Source organism: Rothia sp. HMSC068F09 (assembly GCF_001812775.1).
GTDB lineage: Bacteria > Actinomycetota > Actinomycetes > Actinomycetales > Micrococcaceae > Rothia > Rothia mucilaginosa_A.
Genome location: NZ_KV810416.1, coordinates 39303 through 54247 on the forward strand (window position 1 = coordinate 39303; position 14945 = coordinate 54247).

The 14945-nt window shown below is 61.0% G+C and carries 16 protein-coding genes; 6 read left to right on the plus strand and 10 right to left on the minus strand.

The genetic code is table 11. The annotated features are described in order from the left end of the window. A partial coding sequence (locus HMPREF2874_RS01510; protein ID WP_141754198.1) for a rhomboid family intramembrane serine protease occupies window positions 1-376 on the plus strand: 376 nt, incomplete at its 5' end. 46 nt (window positions 377-422) lie between these two features. Beyond that, on the plus strand, window positions 423-1244 hold the full coding sequence (locus HMPREF2874_RS01515) for a rhomboid family intramembrane serine protease (protein WP_070648687.1): 822 nt from the start codon (window positions 423-425) through the stop codon (window positions 1242-1244). A gap of 344 nt (window positions 1245-1588) precedes the next feature. On the opposite strand, the gene HMPREF2874_RS01520 is transcribed toward HMPREF2874_RS01515, so the two are convergent. From HMPREF2874_RS01520 to HMPREF2874_RS01540, 5 genes are all read right to left on the minus strand, one after another. After that, the gene (locus tag HMPREF2874_RS01520; RefSeq protein WP_070648689.1) at window positions 1589-2407 is read right to left on the minus strand and encodes a shikimate 5-dehydrogenase; all 819 of its coding nucleotides are present in this window, start codon (window positions 2405-2407) and stop codon (window positions 1589-1591) included. Window position 2408: 1 nt separating this feature from the next. Next, on the minus strand, window positions 2409-2729 hold the full coding sequence (locus HMPREF2874_RS01525; protein ID WP_049332267.1) for a glutaredoxin domain-containing protein: 321 nt from the start codon (window positions 2727-2729) through the stop codon (window positions 2409-2411). A 554-nt stretch (window positions 2730-3283) separates the two neighbouring features. After that, entirely contained in the window at window positions 3284-3487 is a 204-nt protein-coding gene (locus tag HMPREF2874_RS01530) for a hypothetical protein (RefSeq protein WP_070648691.1), read from the minus strand. Window positions 3488-3937: 450 nt separating this feature from the next. Beyond that, a complete protein-coding gene (locus HMPREF2874_RS01535) occupies window positions 3938-5335 on the minus strand; it encodes a galactokinase (RefSeq protein WP_049332270.1) in 1398 nt (465 codons plus the stop codon). A 243-nt stretch (window positions 5336-5578) separates the two neighbouring features. Next, window positions 5579-6181, minus strand: a complete 603-nt coding sequence (locus HMPREF2874_RS01540) for a TetR/AcrR family transcriptional regulator (protein ID WP_049332271.1) — start codon at window positions 6179-6181, stop codon at window positions 5579-5581. A 292-nt stretch (window positions 6182-6473) separates the two neighbouring features. On the opposite strand from HMPREF2874_RS01540, the gene HMPREF2874_RS01545 reads away from it, so the two are divergent. The 4 genes from HMPREF2874_RS01545 to HMPREF2874_RS01560 all read left to right on the plus strand — a co-directional run bounded on the left by HMPREF2874_RS01545 (window position 6474) and on the right by HMPREF2874_RS01560 (window position 10415). Beyond that, window positions 6474-7424 carry a biotin synthase gene (locus HMPREF2874_RS01545; RefSeq protein WP_070648693.1) on the plus strand — a complete coding sequence of 317 codons (951 nt, stop codon included), beginning with the start codon at window positions 6474-6476 and terminating at the stop codon, window positions 7422-7424. A 249-nt stretch (window positions 7425-7673) separates the two neighbouring features. Further along, window positions 7674-9410 (plus strand): cation:proton antiporter, encoded by a 1737-nt coding sequence (locus HMPREF2874_RS01550; RefSeq protein ID WP_049344524.1) that lies wholly within the window; start codon window positions 7674-7676, stop codon window positions 9408-9410. Between the two features lie 174 nt (window positions 9411-9584). Continuing rightward, the gene (locus tag HMPREF2874_RS01555; RefSeq protein ID WP_049332275.1) at window positions 9585-10082 is read left to right on the plus strand and encodes a hypothetical protein; all 498 of its coding nucleotides are present in this window, start codon (window positions 9585-9587) and stop codon (window positions 10080-10082) included. Window positions 10083-10091: 9 nt separating this feature from the next. Then, a complete protein-coding gene (locus HMPREF2874_RS01560) occupies window positions 10092-10415 on the plus strand; it encodes an ATPase (RefSeq protein WP_080978767.1) in 324 nt (107 codons plus the stop codon). A gap of 103 nt (window positions 10416-10518) precedes the next feature. Here HMPREF2874_RS01560 and HMPREF2874_RS01565 read toward each other — a convergent pair whose 3' ends face one another. From HMPREF2874_RS01565 to HMPREF2874_RS01585, 5 genes are all read right to left on the minus strand, one after another. Continuing rightward, window positions 10519-11022 (minus strand): hypothetical protein, encoded by a 504-nt coding sequence (locus HMPREF2874_RS01565; RefSeq protein ID WP_193389323.1) that lies wholly within the window; start codon window positions 11020-11022, stop codon window positions 10519-10521. Between the two features lie 156 nt (window positions 11023-11178). Next, window positions 11179-11952, minus strand: a complete 774-nt coding sequence (locus HMPREF2874_RS01570; protein WP_049332277.1) for an HAD-IIB family hydrolase — start codon at window positions 11950-11952, stop codon at window positions 11179-11181. 171 nt (window positions 11953-12123) lie between these two features. Then, window positions 12124-12978: a PTS system mannose/fructose/sorbose family transporter subunit IID gene (locus HMPREF2874_RS01575; protein WP_049332279.1), complete on the minus strand. Its 855-nt coding sequence runs from the start codon at window positions 12976-12978 to the stop codon at window positions 12124-12126. 11 nt (window positions 12979-12989) lie between these two features. After that, window positions 12990-13856, minus strand: a complete 867-nt coding sequence (locus HMPREF2874_RS01580) for a PTS mannose/fructose/sorbose transporter subunit IIC (RefSeq protein WP_070648695.1) — start codon at window positions 13854-13856, stop codon at window positions 12990-12992. Then, on the minus strand, window positions 13853-14833 hold the full coding sequence (locus HMPREF2874_RS01585) for a mannose/fructose/sorbose PTS transporter subunit IIA (protein WP_070648698.1): 981 nt from the start codon (window positions 14831-14833) through the stop codon (window positions 13853-13855). Before HMPREF2874_RS01585 ends, HMPREF2874_RS01580 begins: the two co-directional genes overlap by 4 nt. Window positions 14834-14945 lie beyond the last annotated feature (112 nt).

Genomic DNA, 14945 nt, shown 5'->3' on the forward strand with positions numbered 1-14945 from the left:
CGAACGCATGATGGGGCGCTGGAAGTTCCTTGTGGTGTACCTGGGCTCAATCGTCTTTGGTGCCTTCGGCGTGCACGTGCTGGCTCCTTCAACGAGCGTGGCGGGCGCCTCAGGCGGCGTGTACGGCCTCTACGGCGCATTCTTCGTCATCCTGCTTCTTAGGAAGCAAAAGGATACTGCGCGCCTCTTTATGCTGTTTATCGGCATTGGTGTGGTGCAGAGCTTCTTCAACCCGAATATTTCCCACGCATGCCACGCGGGTGGCTTTGTGGGCGGCGTGCTGCTGACCCTGCTAGTCGTGCCGTTCGTGAAGAAGCCCGAGTCCTCGGAGCCGCCGCAGCAGAGCCCGCAGCAATGGCAAAACGGCAGGTACTGAACCTGAAAATTCTCGGAAATTCGGCATAAAAATCTTTGGAGAGGCAGTGGAGAACTTCCCCAACTATATGAACTACGGGCAGAGCCCCACGGTCTGCGTTAACCACTCCGACCGCGTCAGCTATACCCGGTGCGGACGATGCAACCGGGCCATCTGCGGCGAGTGTCAGACGGCACAGGGTGCAGGCGTAGTCTGTCCCGACTGCTACAGCGAGCTCAACGGAGGCGCCTCGAGCCCGACGCGTTCCTTCATCGCCCGTCACTGGCATATTACGTACACGCTCATCCTGATTAATGTCGTGGTGTATGGCCTGCAGCTCATCATTCCGTTCCGCTGGGTACACAATCTCGGCATGATGTCTGGTCCCCGTGTTCACCACGGCGAGTACTACCGCCTCATCACGCACGGGTTTGTGCACTCACAAAACGACCCGACGCACCTGCTGTGGAACATGGTTTACCTCTTCATCTTCGGTGTGTCTCTCGAACGCATGATGGGGCGCTGGAAGTTCCTCTTCGTATATATGGCGGCTACCGTGAGTGCCGGCTGCAGCGTGTACCTCTTCGACTACTACCGTGGTGCCGTGGGCGCGTCAGGCGGTGTGTACGGTCTCTACGGTGCGTTCTTCGTCCTTCTGCTTCTTCGGAAGCAGAAGGACACGGCACGCCTCTTTATTCTGCTCATCGGCATTGGTGTGGTGCAGAGTCTCTTCAACCCGCATATTTCCCACGCGGGACACTTCGGGGGCTTTGTCGGCGGCGCGCTCGCGACCCTGCTGATTATTCCGTTCGTGAAGAAGCCCGAGTCATCTGAGTCTTCGGAACCGCCGCAACAGGGCCTGCAGCGGTGGTTCAAGGGCCGCTTTTGAGCCTGAAACCCGCGGAAATCCGCCGTAGAGAAGGGTTATCCACAGAGGTTTTCCACACTGTGCATAACTACATTCGTGTAATTCCAAGAGTGTGAGTACATGTTTAAAACCTGTGGATACAGCCCAAAACGGGTGAATCACACGGCATGAATTACACCGGTGTAAGAGTTTTCCCCAGATTTCTCCACAGATGTGGAAAACCTTAAGTACCAGGCTGTGTGTAATTACAAAAAATTTCGGCGCAAAGCGCCGGATAAAGCCAAGAGGGCCCGGAAGGATAAATCCTTCCGGGCCCTCTAACGCGTCGCGCCCCTTACGGGGGCGAAGAAGTGGCGGGTGCGAGGCTAGTTCGCCTGAGCCTCCGCCTCCTCAACTTCCTCGGGAGTGAGCTCCACGCCGGTGTACAGGCGGAACTGCTCGGCAGCCTGCAGAGCAATCACCTCACCACCGTGAATAACTTCCTTGCCGGCCGCACGAGCCGCGCGAATCAACGGGGTCTCAACGGGCATCGCCACCACGTCAAAGACCACCTGAGCCTCGGCGATAGCCTCTTCGGGGTAGGACAGCTCCTCGCTCTCCTCGCCGCCGGCCATGCCAATCGGGGTCACGTTCACCAGAATCGGTGCGCGCAGGTTGCCAACCTCCGGCGCCCACGCGTACTCGTAACGCTCAGCCAGCGCCCGGCCGGTCTCCTCGTTACGCGCGATAATCATGCCCTGCGCAAAACCAGCGTCGAAGAAGGCGCCAGCCACCGCAGCCGCCATGCCGCCCGAACCGCGCAGCAGGAACGGCAGAGACGGATCCACATGGTGCGAGCGCAGCAGAGAGGCCACCGCGATCACATCAGTGTTGTACGCCTTCAGCAAGCCCTCGGTATTCACAATCGTGTTCACCGCACCAATCACCGCTGCCGAGTGGTCCATATCGTCCATCAGCGGGATAACAGCCTGCTTGAACGGCATAGATACCGAGCACCCACGAATACCCAGGGCGCGCACACCGGCGATAGCACCCTCAATATCGGTGGTGGTCATCGCCTTGTACAGGTAATCCAGCCCGTGCTTCTCGTACAGGTAGTTGTGGAACTTGATGCCGTGATTCGACGGGCGGCCCGACAGCGAAATGCAGACGGTCGTATCACGATTCAGCGGAGGGCGACCCATCTTAGGCCTCGCTACCGGAGTCGAGGGTGTTCTCGATCAGCTTCTTTACCTTGTTGCGGCTCACCAGGTCGGCCACCACGAAGTGGGTGTCGCCGGTGTCGACCGTAGGAACGACGGCGTTGCCCTCGTTGAGCGCCTTGACGTGTTCCTCAGCCTGCGGATCCTCCCAGATGTTGACCCAGGTGGCGTAGTTGCCGAGGTCGCCCAGCTTGGCGTCCAGAGCCTCGCAGTAGGGGCAGCCGGGGCGCCAGTAAATGACGACACCGCCGTTCTTCATAACCTCGCGGGCCTGCTCCTGGCTGGACTGCTGACGTTCGAGCATAGTTCCTCCGTGTGTTGGATGCGCCGGACGGATCGTGTGAATCACGCGGGAGAGCCCGGCCCGGGCGCGCTAATACTTACCGTTTAAAGCATATCCCGGTGAGCGGAATTGAGCTTGCGGATTTTCTAAAGGGGAACTTCTGCCAGCGAATGGGAAGACGGGGCGTTAACGGCGCACGCCCCGTGCTCCAAGCCGCAGGGGCAGGAACGCGGGGCGTGCACAGGCGCGAGATATCGCGGGCGCTTGCGAGAGTGAGAGATGAGAAGGAGAGCGATACACGGCATGAACATGCCGCTACTGAGTGATGCTTCGGGTACAGCATCGATGGGAAGCACCCGAAACGAGGTGGAACCCCACCATTGGTGGTTGAGTGAAAACCTAAAGGGAGCGGCCCGTCTAAAGGCCGCCCGCCGGACGCGGGGCGTTCAGCCGCATCCGCACAGAAGGATTCTCCAGGGCCTTTGAACCACGCTGATGCGGAGCTCAAAACCCTGGAGAACCGTGGGATGCTTCAAGCCGCATCCCGAAATAACCGCAAAGCGCGGAAAGGAGGTTTACTTGTCGCCGAGCTTCTGAGAAACTTCGTCGATCTTGTCGTTGACGGCATCCTCAACCTTGGCAACGTGCTCGTTGCTGACAACGTCCTTGCCGGCCTTGTCGTTGATGGCTTCCTTAGCCTTGTCCAGACCGTGCTCAACGGCCTCCTTGACCTTGTCGAGGTTCTGCTCAACGGTGTTCTTGATGTTGTCGAGGCCCATGCGGGTCTCCTCTCTGCGCAATCGCGCGCTCTCATATGATGTATATTCCGGATCCAACGGAGAACCGGAATATGATGTGCGAAAGAACCTGTTGCCTAAATCGCCCGGCGCTCGCCGCGGTGAAACTTTATGGCTTACAGACTGGCCTTCTCGATAAGTTTACCCATGTAGGAAAGCAGGAAGAGTCAGGCTGTTGTTTGGTGGGTTATTTTTTTGAGTAATGCTCAAACAATCGTGGCTTATCCAGGGGTTATTGCGGGCCGGGGGAGCGGGGCGGTGAGATAAAACTCGCAGGAAACTTTCAGATAAGAGTTGTGTTCAAAACCGTTGCGTGTGCCGCACGCGACGGGCTAACGCCCGAAAGAGCGGGGTTCACCGCCCCGCGCGCATCGCAAGCTTCCCCCTCAAATCGAGGCGCGGGAAACCGTGGCGAGGGTACTCTGCGAGCATCTAGTTCACGGGAATATCGGTCATATCAGTCGCCGCCGACCAGTCGTGCGAAGCCGCAAAGCCCGCAGTCATCGGCAGGAAACGCGGGGCCGCATAGCCGTGCACGGCGTAGCTCGTCGCCACCGCCTGGGCCGCCTCCTCCAGGCGTTCGGTCGGGATAAGTGCCATGACCGCACCCCCGAAGCCGCCACCCACAATACGCGCGCCCAGCGCCCCGTGCTCCAGGCACACGCGCACCGCCTCGTCAATCTCCGGGCGGGAAACGCACAGCTCATCGCGCATCGACACGAACGACTCCGTAAAGATGCGGCCGGCCTCCTTAAAAGCCGCCAACCCCAGCTCGTCTGCGTGCTGCAGCAGGTAGCTCGCGCGACCAACCAGCGTCATATCGTGGAAAGCGTGACGCACCCAGCCGCGCGGGAACGAACAGGGACGCCCCGAGTCCTCCAGGGCATCCAGCGCGCGGTTTACCGAAGAGTCCACCAGGTCGGCGCGCCACGCCTTCGCGGTACGCGCATCCATACCCTTACAGGAGAGGTCCTCCGGCAGAGCATCGCGCAGGAAACGCAGGCCCAGGGCCTCCGCACATGCCTCGGAGGCCGCGCGGCGAGCCGCAAATCCGCCGTCCGTCAGCTCGTGCGGGGTATTCGTATCAATCACCAAAAAGCTCAGACCGTGCTGGGCGATGTCCACTCGCACCGGCTCAATCGAAAAGTCTCGGAAATCCACCACAAGCGCCTGCTCCGGGAAAGAACGCAGCGACGCCGTCTGATCCAGGCCGCCCGTCTGCGCACCCGCCACCTTATTCTCGGCCGTGATGCACACCTGAGCCAGGCGGGCCCGCAGCGTGTCATTATCGGCCGGGGCTGCATCCGTTTCCGAGCAGTCCGGGCGCAGGGGGCACGAAAGCTCAAGCAGTGCGAGCGCCGTCGAGCACTCCAGCGCAGCCGAGGAAGACAGGCCACCGCCCACCGGAACGCGAGAGTTGATGAGAAGATCCGCGCCGAACGCGTCGGGGAGCATGATGTCGCGCCCGCCCTCCTGATTCATCGCCCAGGCCACGCCCGCCACGTACGTGAACCAACCCTTCAAATGGCCCGGCTGGATATCGCGCACCACAACCGTGCGCTCGTCCCCCGGCATCTGCAGCGAGGAAGCACGTAGCACGCCATCGCGGCGCAGAGCACCCGCAATATACGTGCGGTAGGGCAGAGGCATAGGCAGGCACGAGCCCCCCAGAAAGTCAATGTACTCGCCCAGCAGGTTCAGACGGCCCGGCGCAGACCACACGCCGTCCGGCTCGTAGCCGTAGGCGGTAATGAACTCCTCGCGGACGCGGGCAATCTCCGCGGTGTGGCTGGGGAAGGCCGCCCACTGGGCAGTAGCGGTCATGGACATGGGGACACCTCGCTTACGCCCCGCGGGGCATACGGAATCTGTGCGTACCTCCCCGCGACGAATACGTCCGGAACACGCAACTCGGCGCAGAGGTATCCCCTCTAGACTACGGCAGAGGGACGTTCCGGCTCGAGTCACGGGCGGTTTGGGTGGTGAGCGCTTGGACGCTAGGTGACGCAAAAGCCCCGCGCCGTAGCGGTGCGGGGCCTACGAATAGAAGGCTGAGTGGGGCGAGTACGGAGGTTAGTCCTCCTGAGTGTACGGGGGCTGAACAACCATCATCGTGTCGATGGCCGACTGTAGATCCCTGCGGTAACGGTTAAAAGCATTTTCGATGAGCGGAACATCGCCGCTTGCCACCGCCTCCTGCGGGGAAATGAGCGGTAGCGTCTGGTATTCCTCCACCAGGCTGAGCGCGGTGTGGGTCAGCAGGCGGGCGCGGCGCAATGCCTCCGCATGGCCCATGCCCAGCGACTGAAATTCGTGAGCCATCGCCACCACCGGCTTCAGCTCCCGCGGGTGCAGAGCCAGGCTCAGACGCACCACCTCGGGGCACTCGCGGATGGGGTACAGCAGTGAGAAGAGCGTGTCGCCGCGCTGAATCATGGAGGCACGCACAGCCTCTACCGTCGGCTCGGCCTCCTCCGACATCGACTTCGGGGCGCGGGCCAGGATGTAGTCCGCCAGCAGAATGAGTAGCTGCTGCTTATTCTTCACGTGGTAGTACAGGGCACCGGGAGCCACGTGAAGCTCCTGAGCGAGGCGGCGCATCGAAAGGTCCGCCAGACCGTAGGTCGCCAAGACCTCGTAGGCGGTATCTAGAATCTTTTCACGGGAAAGTACCACGTCTCTATTTTAGGGTGTTTGGCGCTCCGTCATTGACATCATGCACCGGCTGGAAAACAGAAAACACGTAAATTACGCGAGAGAAGCGGTGTAATAATTGGTGATTCTCACGGCTCAGAAATAAACGTTTCGCGTTCTAAAAGCGACTTCGCTATTAGGTGCTCCTAAGAAGTTGAGTGGCACGAGATATGCCACGCTCTGGGCATAAAAATGCTCCCGGAGCCCCTAAAAACCGCCAATGCAGGCGAACCTCGCGAGCGCATCCCTGGCGCACGGGTGTTTAATAGCCGGTATGAGCAATGCATTTTCTGAACTAATCGAGCGGGCGGGCTCCGAACAGCCCCTGACCCGCGATGAGATCCACACCCTCCTGGTGGACGGGGAGGGTCAGGACTTCGCCCTGATTGAAGCGGCCTCCATTCTGCGCCGCAACGAATTCCGCAACATGATTGCTGTCCACACCGAGAACGAGGAACTTGCCGACGCTCTAGGCACCCGCTCCATTGCCGTGGACTCCTACGACGTTCTCGACATCTCCCGCGACATTGATTCTGAGGAGCTGGCCGAGACCATTGAGCGCATTGCCGCTTCCCCCGCTATTGGCGTGACCGTACTGCTACCGAAGAACGCTGTGCCCATGATGCTCATGCGTGTGCTGTCGATTCTGCGCCTGGCCGCCCCCTCCAAGGTGATTCACCTGCCCGAGGGTTACGACCAGTCCCTGCGCTCGCTGACTTCCCTCGCAATGCACGTGGTCAGCGCCATTACTATTACCGACGACATTGAGCAGTGGCCCATGGTCAACGAGATTCTGAAGTCTCTGCGCCACGGCGGCATTGTCATCTCCGGCACCGGTGGACGCGACGCCCTCGCAGGCTACCTGCGCTACCTCTCCGACCTGGGCGTGGACCTCATGGGTCACCGCGATGCACGCGGCTCCGCCTGCGGTTCGGTCGACGGTGGCGGCTGTGGCTGTGGCTCGGGTGGCTGCGGTAGCCACGAGGAGCCGGCACCTTCCGCCGGTGGTTGCGGTTGCGGCTCGGGCGGATGCGGTTCCTCCGCTGAAGCTCCGGCTGAAGCTCACGGCCACTCCCACGGTGATGGCGGTTGCTGCGGCGGCCACGACGAGCCGAAGGAAGAAAAGGGTGGTTGCTGCGGCGGCCACGACGAGCCCGAGCCGGTCGTGGAGGAAGCTCCCGCTGGCGGTTGCGGCTGCGGTGCTGGTGGATGCGGCTCTAAGTAATCCGCTAGAGGTAGCCACCCCAAGCAATATATTTCAAAAATAGAATTTTCCCCTGAATAACCTACTGAAAAGTGAGGATATTCAGGGGAAAACTCTATATTCCACATAAAGCATTAGGCTTAGAGGTAAACAACACCACAATAAACGCTACAGAACCCCCATATCCGAAAAACGGAATGAGCCCCTCCGGTAGAGTAGAAAGACGTAGCCGACTAACCCTAGCCGTGCGAAAGGAACAACACCGGACCAATGCTTTACCTCTCCGTTATTGTCATCATCCTGATTGCGACCGTGTTCATGGTCAGCATTGGTGATCGACTCAACCTCCCCTGGCCGGTCATGATGACCCTGCTCGGCACTGCCGCGCTCTTCATCCCCAACCGACCGGACATCACCATCGACAGCGACATCATCCTGCCGATCTTCCTTCCGCCGCTACTGTGGGCCATCGGCGTTAAATTCTCCTGGGGCACCCTGCGCCGCCGCTGGAGATCCGTACTGCTCTACTCGGTCCTTCTCACCACCGTCTCCGCCCTGGCAATTGCCGGCGCAGCCATGTGGTGGGTCCCCGGTATGACCATCGCCGTCGCCCTTGCCGTCGGTGCCGCCGTCTCCCCGCCCGACCCCGTCGCCGTGGAAGCAGTCGCTGAGCCCGTCGGCATCCCCCGCCGCCTCATCGGTACTCTGCAGACCGAAGGTAGCTTCAACGACGCTATCGCAATCGTTCTCTTCCACGCCGCAATCCACTCCATGACCAGCGGCCACCACATCGAGCCGCTCTCGGTCGCCAAGGACTTCGTGCTCGGCTCGATCCTCGCGGTCATTATTGGTTATATCTTCGGCTGGCTTGGCGGCTACGTTCGCCAGCGTGCCCACGACGTGGTCACCAGCAACGCCGTGACCCTCATGATCCCCTTCGGCGCCTACCTCGCTGCTGAAAGCGTGCACGCCTCCGGCGTTATTGCCGTGGTCATCGGCGCTATCCAGTTCACCAGCACCAAATACATGGCGGCACTCGAAGCGGAAGAACGCCTCTCCTCCACCTCCTTCTGGCAGATTATTGAGCTGCTCATGACCGGTGTCGCTTTCGGCCTCATCGGCCTGCAGGCAAGTAGTATCATCGCCACCGCCGACCCCTCCCGTATCGCAAGCCTCTTCGCTGACGGTGCCCTGGTCGCACTGGTCGCCATCCTGGTGCGCCTCATCTGGTTCACCATCGTCTGGCTGGCAGGACGCAAGAACCCCATCCACGAGGGTGCACCCGAAAGCTTTGCTGAAGTTATCGTTATGACCTGGTCCGGCATGCGAGGCCTCGTGACCCTGATTCTTGCCCTGTCCATCCCCGTGGTCAACGGCACCGAACAGGTCCGCCAGGACGCCATCGTCATGATGCTCTCCGTGCTCTTCTTCACCCTCGTGCTACCCGGCCTGACCCTGCCCATGCTCGTGAAGGTCCTGGGTGTGAAATCCAACCACGAAGAAGAAACTGCCGTACCCGAGCTGCTCCAAATTGCGCAGGTCGCCGCCCTGGAGGCGCTGCAGGCAGAAGCGAAGGCAACCACCGACCCTGAGACCTACGCCCGCGTGCAGGAAATGTGCGCCGCCATTACCCGCCGCGACGAAATCAGCGAGGCACTGCCCGAAGAATACAAGCAGCACATGGAGAAGGTTAAGGGCAAGAGGAACGACTTCGTGCGCCTGCGCGACGCCGCCCTCGTCGCCGCGCAGAAGGAGGTCATCTCGGCTCAGGACCGCTACGACTCCCACGACGTGACTCGCGTCATCCGCAAGCTGGACATCCTGGCGCAGGCCGAGAGTATCCGCTCCTCCGGCATGTTCATTCTGCCCGCAATGACGGCCGGTGCCGTGGCCCTGGAACGCTACAACCTCTGGAAGAAGCACCAGGACGCCCCGAGCACCCAGAACATCCCGGTCGTGAAGAACGCGCCCGCCTCGCCTCTGCCCTCCGTGGGGGAGGGCTCCTAACCTCTCTGGAGAAGGCCGACGGCCGGTTGGTAGGTCTACCGATTCCCGCTCCGGGGTATATATGCCCTGGAGTAGGGAATAAGGAAGACTAACGCTCAACCATCACCTAAAATGGGACAGGAAGCGTTGAACACGCTGTAGCTCTCTCAAACTCACAATGCATTGAAAGTAGACATGGACTTCAAGACTCTCTCGCCCGCGTACCTGACCTCCCTTGGCGCGATTTTTTGTGGCGCGCTCTTGATCGGCTCCTCAACCCCCTGGGTTCTGTGGCTGGGATGGATTCTGCTGATTGCCGCCCTGTGCCTGAACGTTCTGGCCGTGCTGCTCTCGGTGGGTAAGGCAAAGGGTGACCCCGTTCCGGCGCTCGTGACGAACCTGGACGGACTGGAGTCCTCCGTTGAAACCCGCATCCGTGAGCGCGCCGAGCACCGCCGTGAAGAGCGCGGGCGCCGTGAGGAAGAAGACGCCCACGCCGCCGAACAGCCCTCAGAGGCTCACGAGCAGGAGGCGGAGCCGGCTCAGCCCGAAACGGCTCAGGACGAGCCTCGCGAAGAGGAACCCACGGAGTCTCAGCCGGTCGTGCAGGCCCCTGCTGGTCGCCTGGGTGTGCTGCCTTCTCGTTCCCGCGCGGCTGGCCGTGCCCCGAAGCCCCGCTCGAACGTTCGCTAGGTGGGGGTTATGAACACAAAGTTTCTGCTTTCCCCGGCGTACCTGGTCTCCATCGCGCTGCTACTCTCGGGTGCGGTGCTCTCGGGTGGTCGGTTCATGCTCATCGGGTGGATTTTGTGCATCCTTGGTGTGTGCCTGAACGCTATGACCCTGGTGGTGTTGACCAACCGCGAACAGCTCTACGCGATGGACGCTCGCGCGGCCGCCGGCACGCTGCGCCGCGGTTTCTCGGAGCGTTCGGCACCCGTGGTGCGGCGCGTTACCGCCGCCGCCGATGAGCCTGCCGAGGCTCCCGAAGCATCGGATACCCAGGTCGCAGAGGAAAGCCGCTAGACCGTTTTCGGTCGCGAGGCCGCCCAATAGCTAACGTGAAGAACCCCCTCAGACCTTTGGTTCGAGGGGGTTCTTCATATCCTAGGGCGGGTAGTATTGGCGGCTAGGCCCGCGCGTCGAGCCTCTGCGCCGCGTACTCGGCGTACTCCTGCACGTGGGCGCGCGCCTGCTCGGCCAGCGCCTTATTTTCGTTCAGGATGCGCTCGGACTGCGCCGCCATGAGTTCCAGATACTGGCGATCCCGGGTCTTCTTCCATGCGGTGCGTGCCGCCTCCAGCTCCGCGAAATCCCTGAGAGCCTGCCGTTGCATCGTGTACCGCACCCACATGAGCACCAGAATCAGCACCAGCGGAATGAGGCATGCCCAGCTCTGCCACAGCCCGTACAGCGCCGCCGCAATGGCACCCAAAACAATCAGCACCGGAGAAATCGAGACGATGGGGGAGTCCGGGCGGCTCTTCTGGTTCTTCACGAGCGATTCACGCGCCATAGCGCGGAAAGTGTCGGAGAAGCTGGACGGGTCGTAAGACTGGGCAGAATCGGGCTGCTGGCTCTTCCGGGACTGATTCTTGCCGGGCTGGTTCTTTGGGGGTTGAGCGGGGCACATAGAAACCTCACGGGGATACACGGGGAGTAACGGGAAGCGGACGTTTCACGTGAAACGGGGGAGTAGGCGGCGAGCACGCGCGAGAGAAACGGCGAGCACGCGGAAGTGGCTGGCAGGCTCAGCGCTCGCCGCGCCTAAATGCTGCCGAGAGAGCTTCTACAGGGAAGCCTCAATAAACTCGTACGCCTTATCCACGCAATCGGTGGTGACGGCCTTAACCTCGTCGGGGGAGTAGCTGAAGGAAGCCGAACGGTCAGCGTAGCGGTGCATGTCGATGTCGTTCCACGAGTCACCAATCGTGTGCACCTCATAGGAGGTGCCCGGATGCTCGGATTGCAGGTACTCCACCAGGTGCTGCAGACCGGTGCCCTTCGTGCAGGTGGGCGGCACGATATCCAGGAAATCCTGGTTCTTGTGGCAGTCCACCGAGTTGCCAAAACGCTCAAGAATCCAGGTGTACGCCGCCTCGCGGACCTGCACATCCGGAATCCACAGGGGCACACCCACGTACTCGTGGTTCTGCAGGTCCTCGGGTGCCAGGGGAGTGAACTCCGGCAGAATATTCGTCGAGGAGCCCACCCGGTCGCACAGGCTGTAATCGTTATCCAGGGTCGTCGCGAACAGGGCCACACCGTCCACGCTGCTGAAATGCTCGTAGCAGGCCCGCACAACGCTTAGCGGGAGGGTCTGGCGGTAAATAATCCGGTAATCCCGGTCGGTCACCACCGCGCCGGTGTACAGCACGTGGTAGTCGAAGCGGATGGCGGTCGGGTTCAACGCCAGCTGCGTGGCAAAGATGCTCTTGCCCGTGCACGAGACCGCCAGGTTACCCTCCGCCTGCCAGCGGGCAATCGCCCGCTCATTGGCAGGCTCCACGGCTCGGTTAAACAGGATCGTGCCGTCCAAATCGAAAGCCATCAACTTGGTCATCAAAACTCCTTCACGGAAGGGCTACGTTGCCGCGAACTGCGCGCCGCAACCCATAAAAAACGGGGCGCGGCCGGTACTTTTAAGTGTACCGACCGCACCCCCGCCACTTGAGATATAGCCCCTGAATCTCACGCCCTCATAGAAGGGTGAAAGGGTTTATCCCTCAGATTTTTAGAGGGCCAGGAATCCCAGGTACGAACCGAGGATGCCCACGCCGAAGAGGGCGAAAATCAACCAGATGGCGTTAATCTTCTTCTTCAGAAGCCACATGCACAGGAAGCACAGACCCAGCGAGGCCAGGCCCGGCAGCAGATCGTTCAGCACGGACTGGACGGTCACATCCACCATCGCGCCAGCCTGGTTCTTGTAGCTGGTTAGCGGCAACGGAATGTTCACGCTCGTCCAGCGGTACACCAGAGCACCCATCACGAACAGGCCCATCACGGAGGCGCCCTGAGTAATCTTCTGCAGGGTGTTGCCGCCCGCCTCGGTCACAATCTGGGTGCCCTTCTCGTAGCCGTACTTGAAGCCGTACCAGCGGGTTGCCCAACGAATTGCGGTCATGCCGAAGAAGAACAGCAGCGGGCCCAGAATATTGCCGGTCACCGCCAGGGATGCGCCCAGAGCCGCCAGCACAATACGTGCGGTACCCCAGAAAATCGGGTCGCCCACACCGGCCAGTGGGCCCATCAGGCCCACCTTAACGTTGGTGATGGCGGCTTCGTCGATGTCCTTACCGGCTGCCTTCTCGCGTTCCATCGCAGCGGTCACACCCATAATCGAGGATGCAACCCACGGCTGGGTGTTGAAGAACTCCAGGTGGCGGGTCAGCGCCTCCGCCTGGTCTTCTTTCTTGGTGTAGAAGCGCTTAATGGCCGGAATCATGGAAACCGCGAAACCGATGGACTGCATGCGTTCGAAGTTGAACGAACCGAGCAGGAAGGTGGAGCGGATGTAGGTGTCGACCTTATCGCGCTGGGTGAGCTCGGGAACTTCAACGAGCTCGACGTTCTTGTTCTCAGTCATGGTGATGCTCCTTATTCAAGCTCGTTGTCGAGGTCATTGACGGCGGCCGGTGCAGCGGCGGGTGCCTCGCTCTTGTGGAAGAGCGGGTTCAGCTGGGTGTACAGCAGGCCCAGGCAGGCACCCACAATACCGATGGCAACCAGGTTGAACTGTGCCTGACCGGACAGGGTTGCGACGAGATCCTTCGCGCCCTCGGTGCCAGCAATCGAAATCGACTGGGTTGCCGGGATAGCGGCGGCGGCGATGAAGCCGAGGAAGAAGAAGGGCATGAGGGCCTTCGAACGCATCATGTTGATGACCATTGCGAAACCGACCACGGTGATCATGCCGCCGGCGATGCGCAGGCCAACGGTCACCTCGGCGGGAATCATGTTCAGCAGGCGGGTCAGCTCGTCGGAGCTGATCAGCGCCACAATGGCGGTCGGGATGGCCACGCGCAGACCCTGCAGGGCCATACCGCTAACGTGCATCAACTCAATACCGCGGAAGTTAGCCGTCTTGGCGAAATTATCGGCCTGGTGCTGGAAGAACACCGTAATGGTACGAACGAAGATGGTCAGAACCTGTCCGGCTGCGGCCAGCGGCACGGCGATGGCGATACCGGTGTCGATGTTCTGGTGGCCCTGAATCACGACAAGGGCGGAGATGGTGGAGGCCAGAGCCGAGTCGGGAGCCATAGCCGCACCGACGTTCATCCAGCCCAGTGCGATGAGCTCCAGGAAACCACCGAGTATGATGCCGGTAGTGAGGTCACCCAGTGCGAAACCCATCAGGGTACAAGCGACCAGGGGGCGGTGGAACTGGCGTTCGTCCACCACGGATGCGACACCCGCGATGAACGCCACGAGAACAACGAGAATAAACGTGAGGGCGGTCATGCGTCCAGGCCTTTCTGCTTGAGGATCTTTGCCAGGTCAACCGGGGAGTGGTTGGGTAGCTGTTGCACGGTCAGCTTCACGCCGCGCTTGAGAAGCTCGCGGTAGGCCTCGAGGTGTTCCTCGGAGGCGTACACGGCGTCCGAAAGCTGAACCATGCCGGTCTTGAAGGTGACGCCACCAACGTTCACTTCGTTGATCTTGACGCCTTCGTCGAGCAGTCGCACCACGTCAACGGGGGATTCCACGACGAACATGGTCTTCATGCCGGTGTACTTGGGGTTGTTGTACACGCGGCCCGCCTTGGCGATATCCAGGACGTTGGTCTTCACGCCCGCCGGCGCGACCTGCAACAGCAGGGACTTGCGTAGCTTGTCGTGTGCCGCGTTATCGGAGGCCGCGATGAAGGTCTGCGGCGCGATGAACGGAACCCAGGTGCCCGCCACCTGGCCGTGAATCAGGCGGGAATCGATGCGGGTGAAGACGGCGTCCATGGTGCCGCCGGGAACCTGCTGGGCGGCCGGAACTTCTGCGGCCTTAGCCTCGGCGGGCTTCGCCTCGGCGGGCTTGGCGGCCGCAGGCTGGTTCGCATCCTGGAAGGAGCGAATACCCTTGGTGCCGGCCTTGTGCGCCTTAGCGACCAGGGACTTGAGGGTTGCGCTCTTGCGTCCGGCGGCGGAAATAACCTCGATGAGCATCGGTACGTTGACGCCGGAGACGACATCCACGCCCTCGCGGGTGGCCGCGAACTGCGCACCGGCGTTGTAGGGGCTACCACCGAAGAGGTCAACGAGCAGCAGGGTTTCTTCTGCCTCGGACGCCTCAACGATGCGGGTGTACTCTTCGACGAGATCTTCGGGGCCCTGGCCCGGCAGGAAGGTGACCGGGTGGACGTTTTCGAAGTTACCGAGGATCATGCCGGCGGTCTTCAGCAGAGCCGGGGCCGACTCGCCGTGTGCCGCCACAATGATGGTGACCATAATGGTCCTCTCGTATGCGTATTGGGTGTGTGTTATGAACCCCGTTCAGGGTCCCGTAACCCTCGTATGGTAGCATTTTCGGTTTTTGTTTTGTGGGTTTTTTCAAGGATGC

Bases quoted from the DNA above. Each gene is read 5' to 3' on its own strand.
- HMPREF2874_RS01520 (WP_070648689.1), bottom strand. From the start codon at position 2,407: ATGGGTCGCCCTCCGCTGAATCGTGATACGACCGTCTGCATTTCGCTG.
- HMPREF2874_RS01525 (WP_049332267.1), bottom strand. From the start codon at position 2,729: ATGCTCGAACGTCAGCAGTCCAGCCAGGAGCAGGCCCGCGAGGTTATG.
- HMPREF2874_RS01530 (WP_070648691.1), bottom strand. From the start codon at position 3,487: ATGGGCCTCGACAACATCAAGAACACCGTTGAGCAGAACCTCGACAAG.
- HMPREF2874_RS01535 (WP_049332270.1), bottom strand. From the start codon at position 5,335: ATGTCCATGACCGCTACTGCCCAGTGGGCGGCCTTCCCCAGCCACACC.
- HMPREF2874_RS01545 (WP_070648693.1), top strand. From the start codon at position 6,474: ATGAGCAATGCATTTTCTGAACTAATCGAGCGGGCGGGCTCCGAACAG.
- HMPREF2874_RS01550 (WP_049344524.1), top strand. From the start codon at position 7,674: ATGCTTTACCTCTCCGTTATTGTCATCATCCTGATTGCGACCGTGTTC.
- HMPREF2874_RS01555 (WP_049332275.1), top strand. From the start codon at position 9,585: ATGGACTTCAAGACTCTCTCGCCCGCGTACCTGACCTCCCTTGGCGCG.
- HMPREF2874_RS01560 (WP_080978767.1), top strand. From the start codon at position 10,092: ATGAACACAAAGTTTCTGCTTTCCCCGGCGTACCTGGTCTCCATCGCG.
- HMPREF2874_RS01565 (WP_193389323.1), bottom strand. From the start codon at position 11,022: ATGTGCCCCGCTCAACCCCCAAAGAACCAGCCCGGCAAGAATCAGTCC.
- HMPREF2874_RS01570 (WP_049332277.1), bottom strand. From the start codon at position 11,952: ATGACCAAGTTGATGGCTTTCGATTTGGACGGCACGATCCTGTTTAAC.
- HMPREF2874_RS01575 (WP_049332279.1), bottom strand. From the start codon at position 12,978: ATGACTGAGAACAAGAACGTCGAGCTCGTTGAAGTTCCCGAGCTCACC.
- HMPREF2874_RS01580 (WP_070648695.1), bottom strand. From the start codon at position 13,856: ATGACCGCCCTCACGTTTATTCTCGTTGTTCTCGTGGCGTTCATCGCG.
- HMPREF2874_RS01585 (WP_070648698.1), bottom strand. From the start codon at position 14,833: ATGGTCACCATCATTGTGGCGGCACACGGCGAGTCGGCCCCGGCTCTG.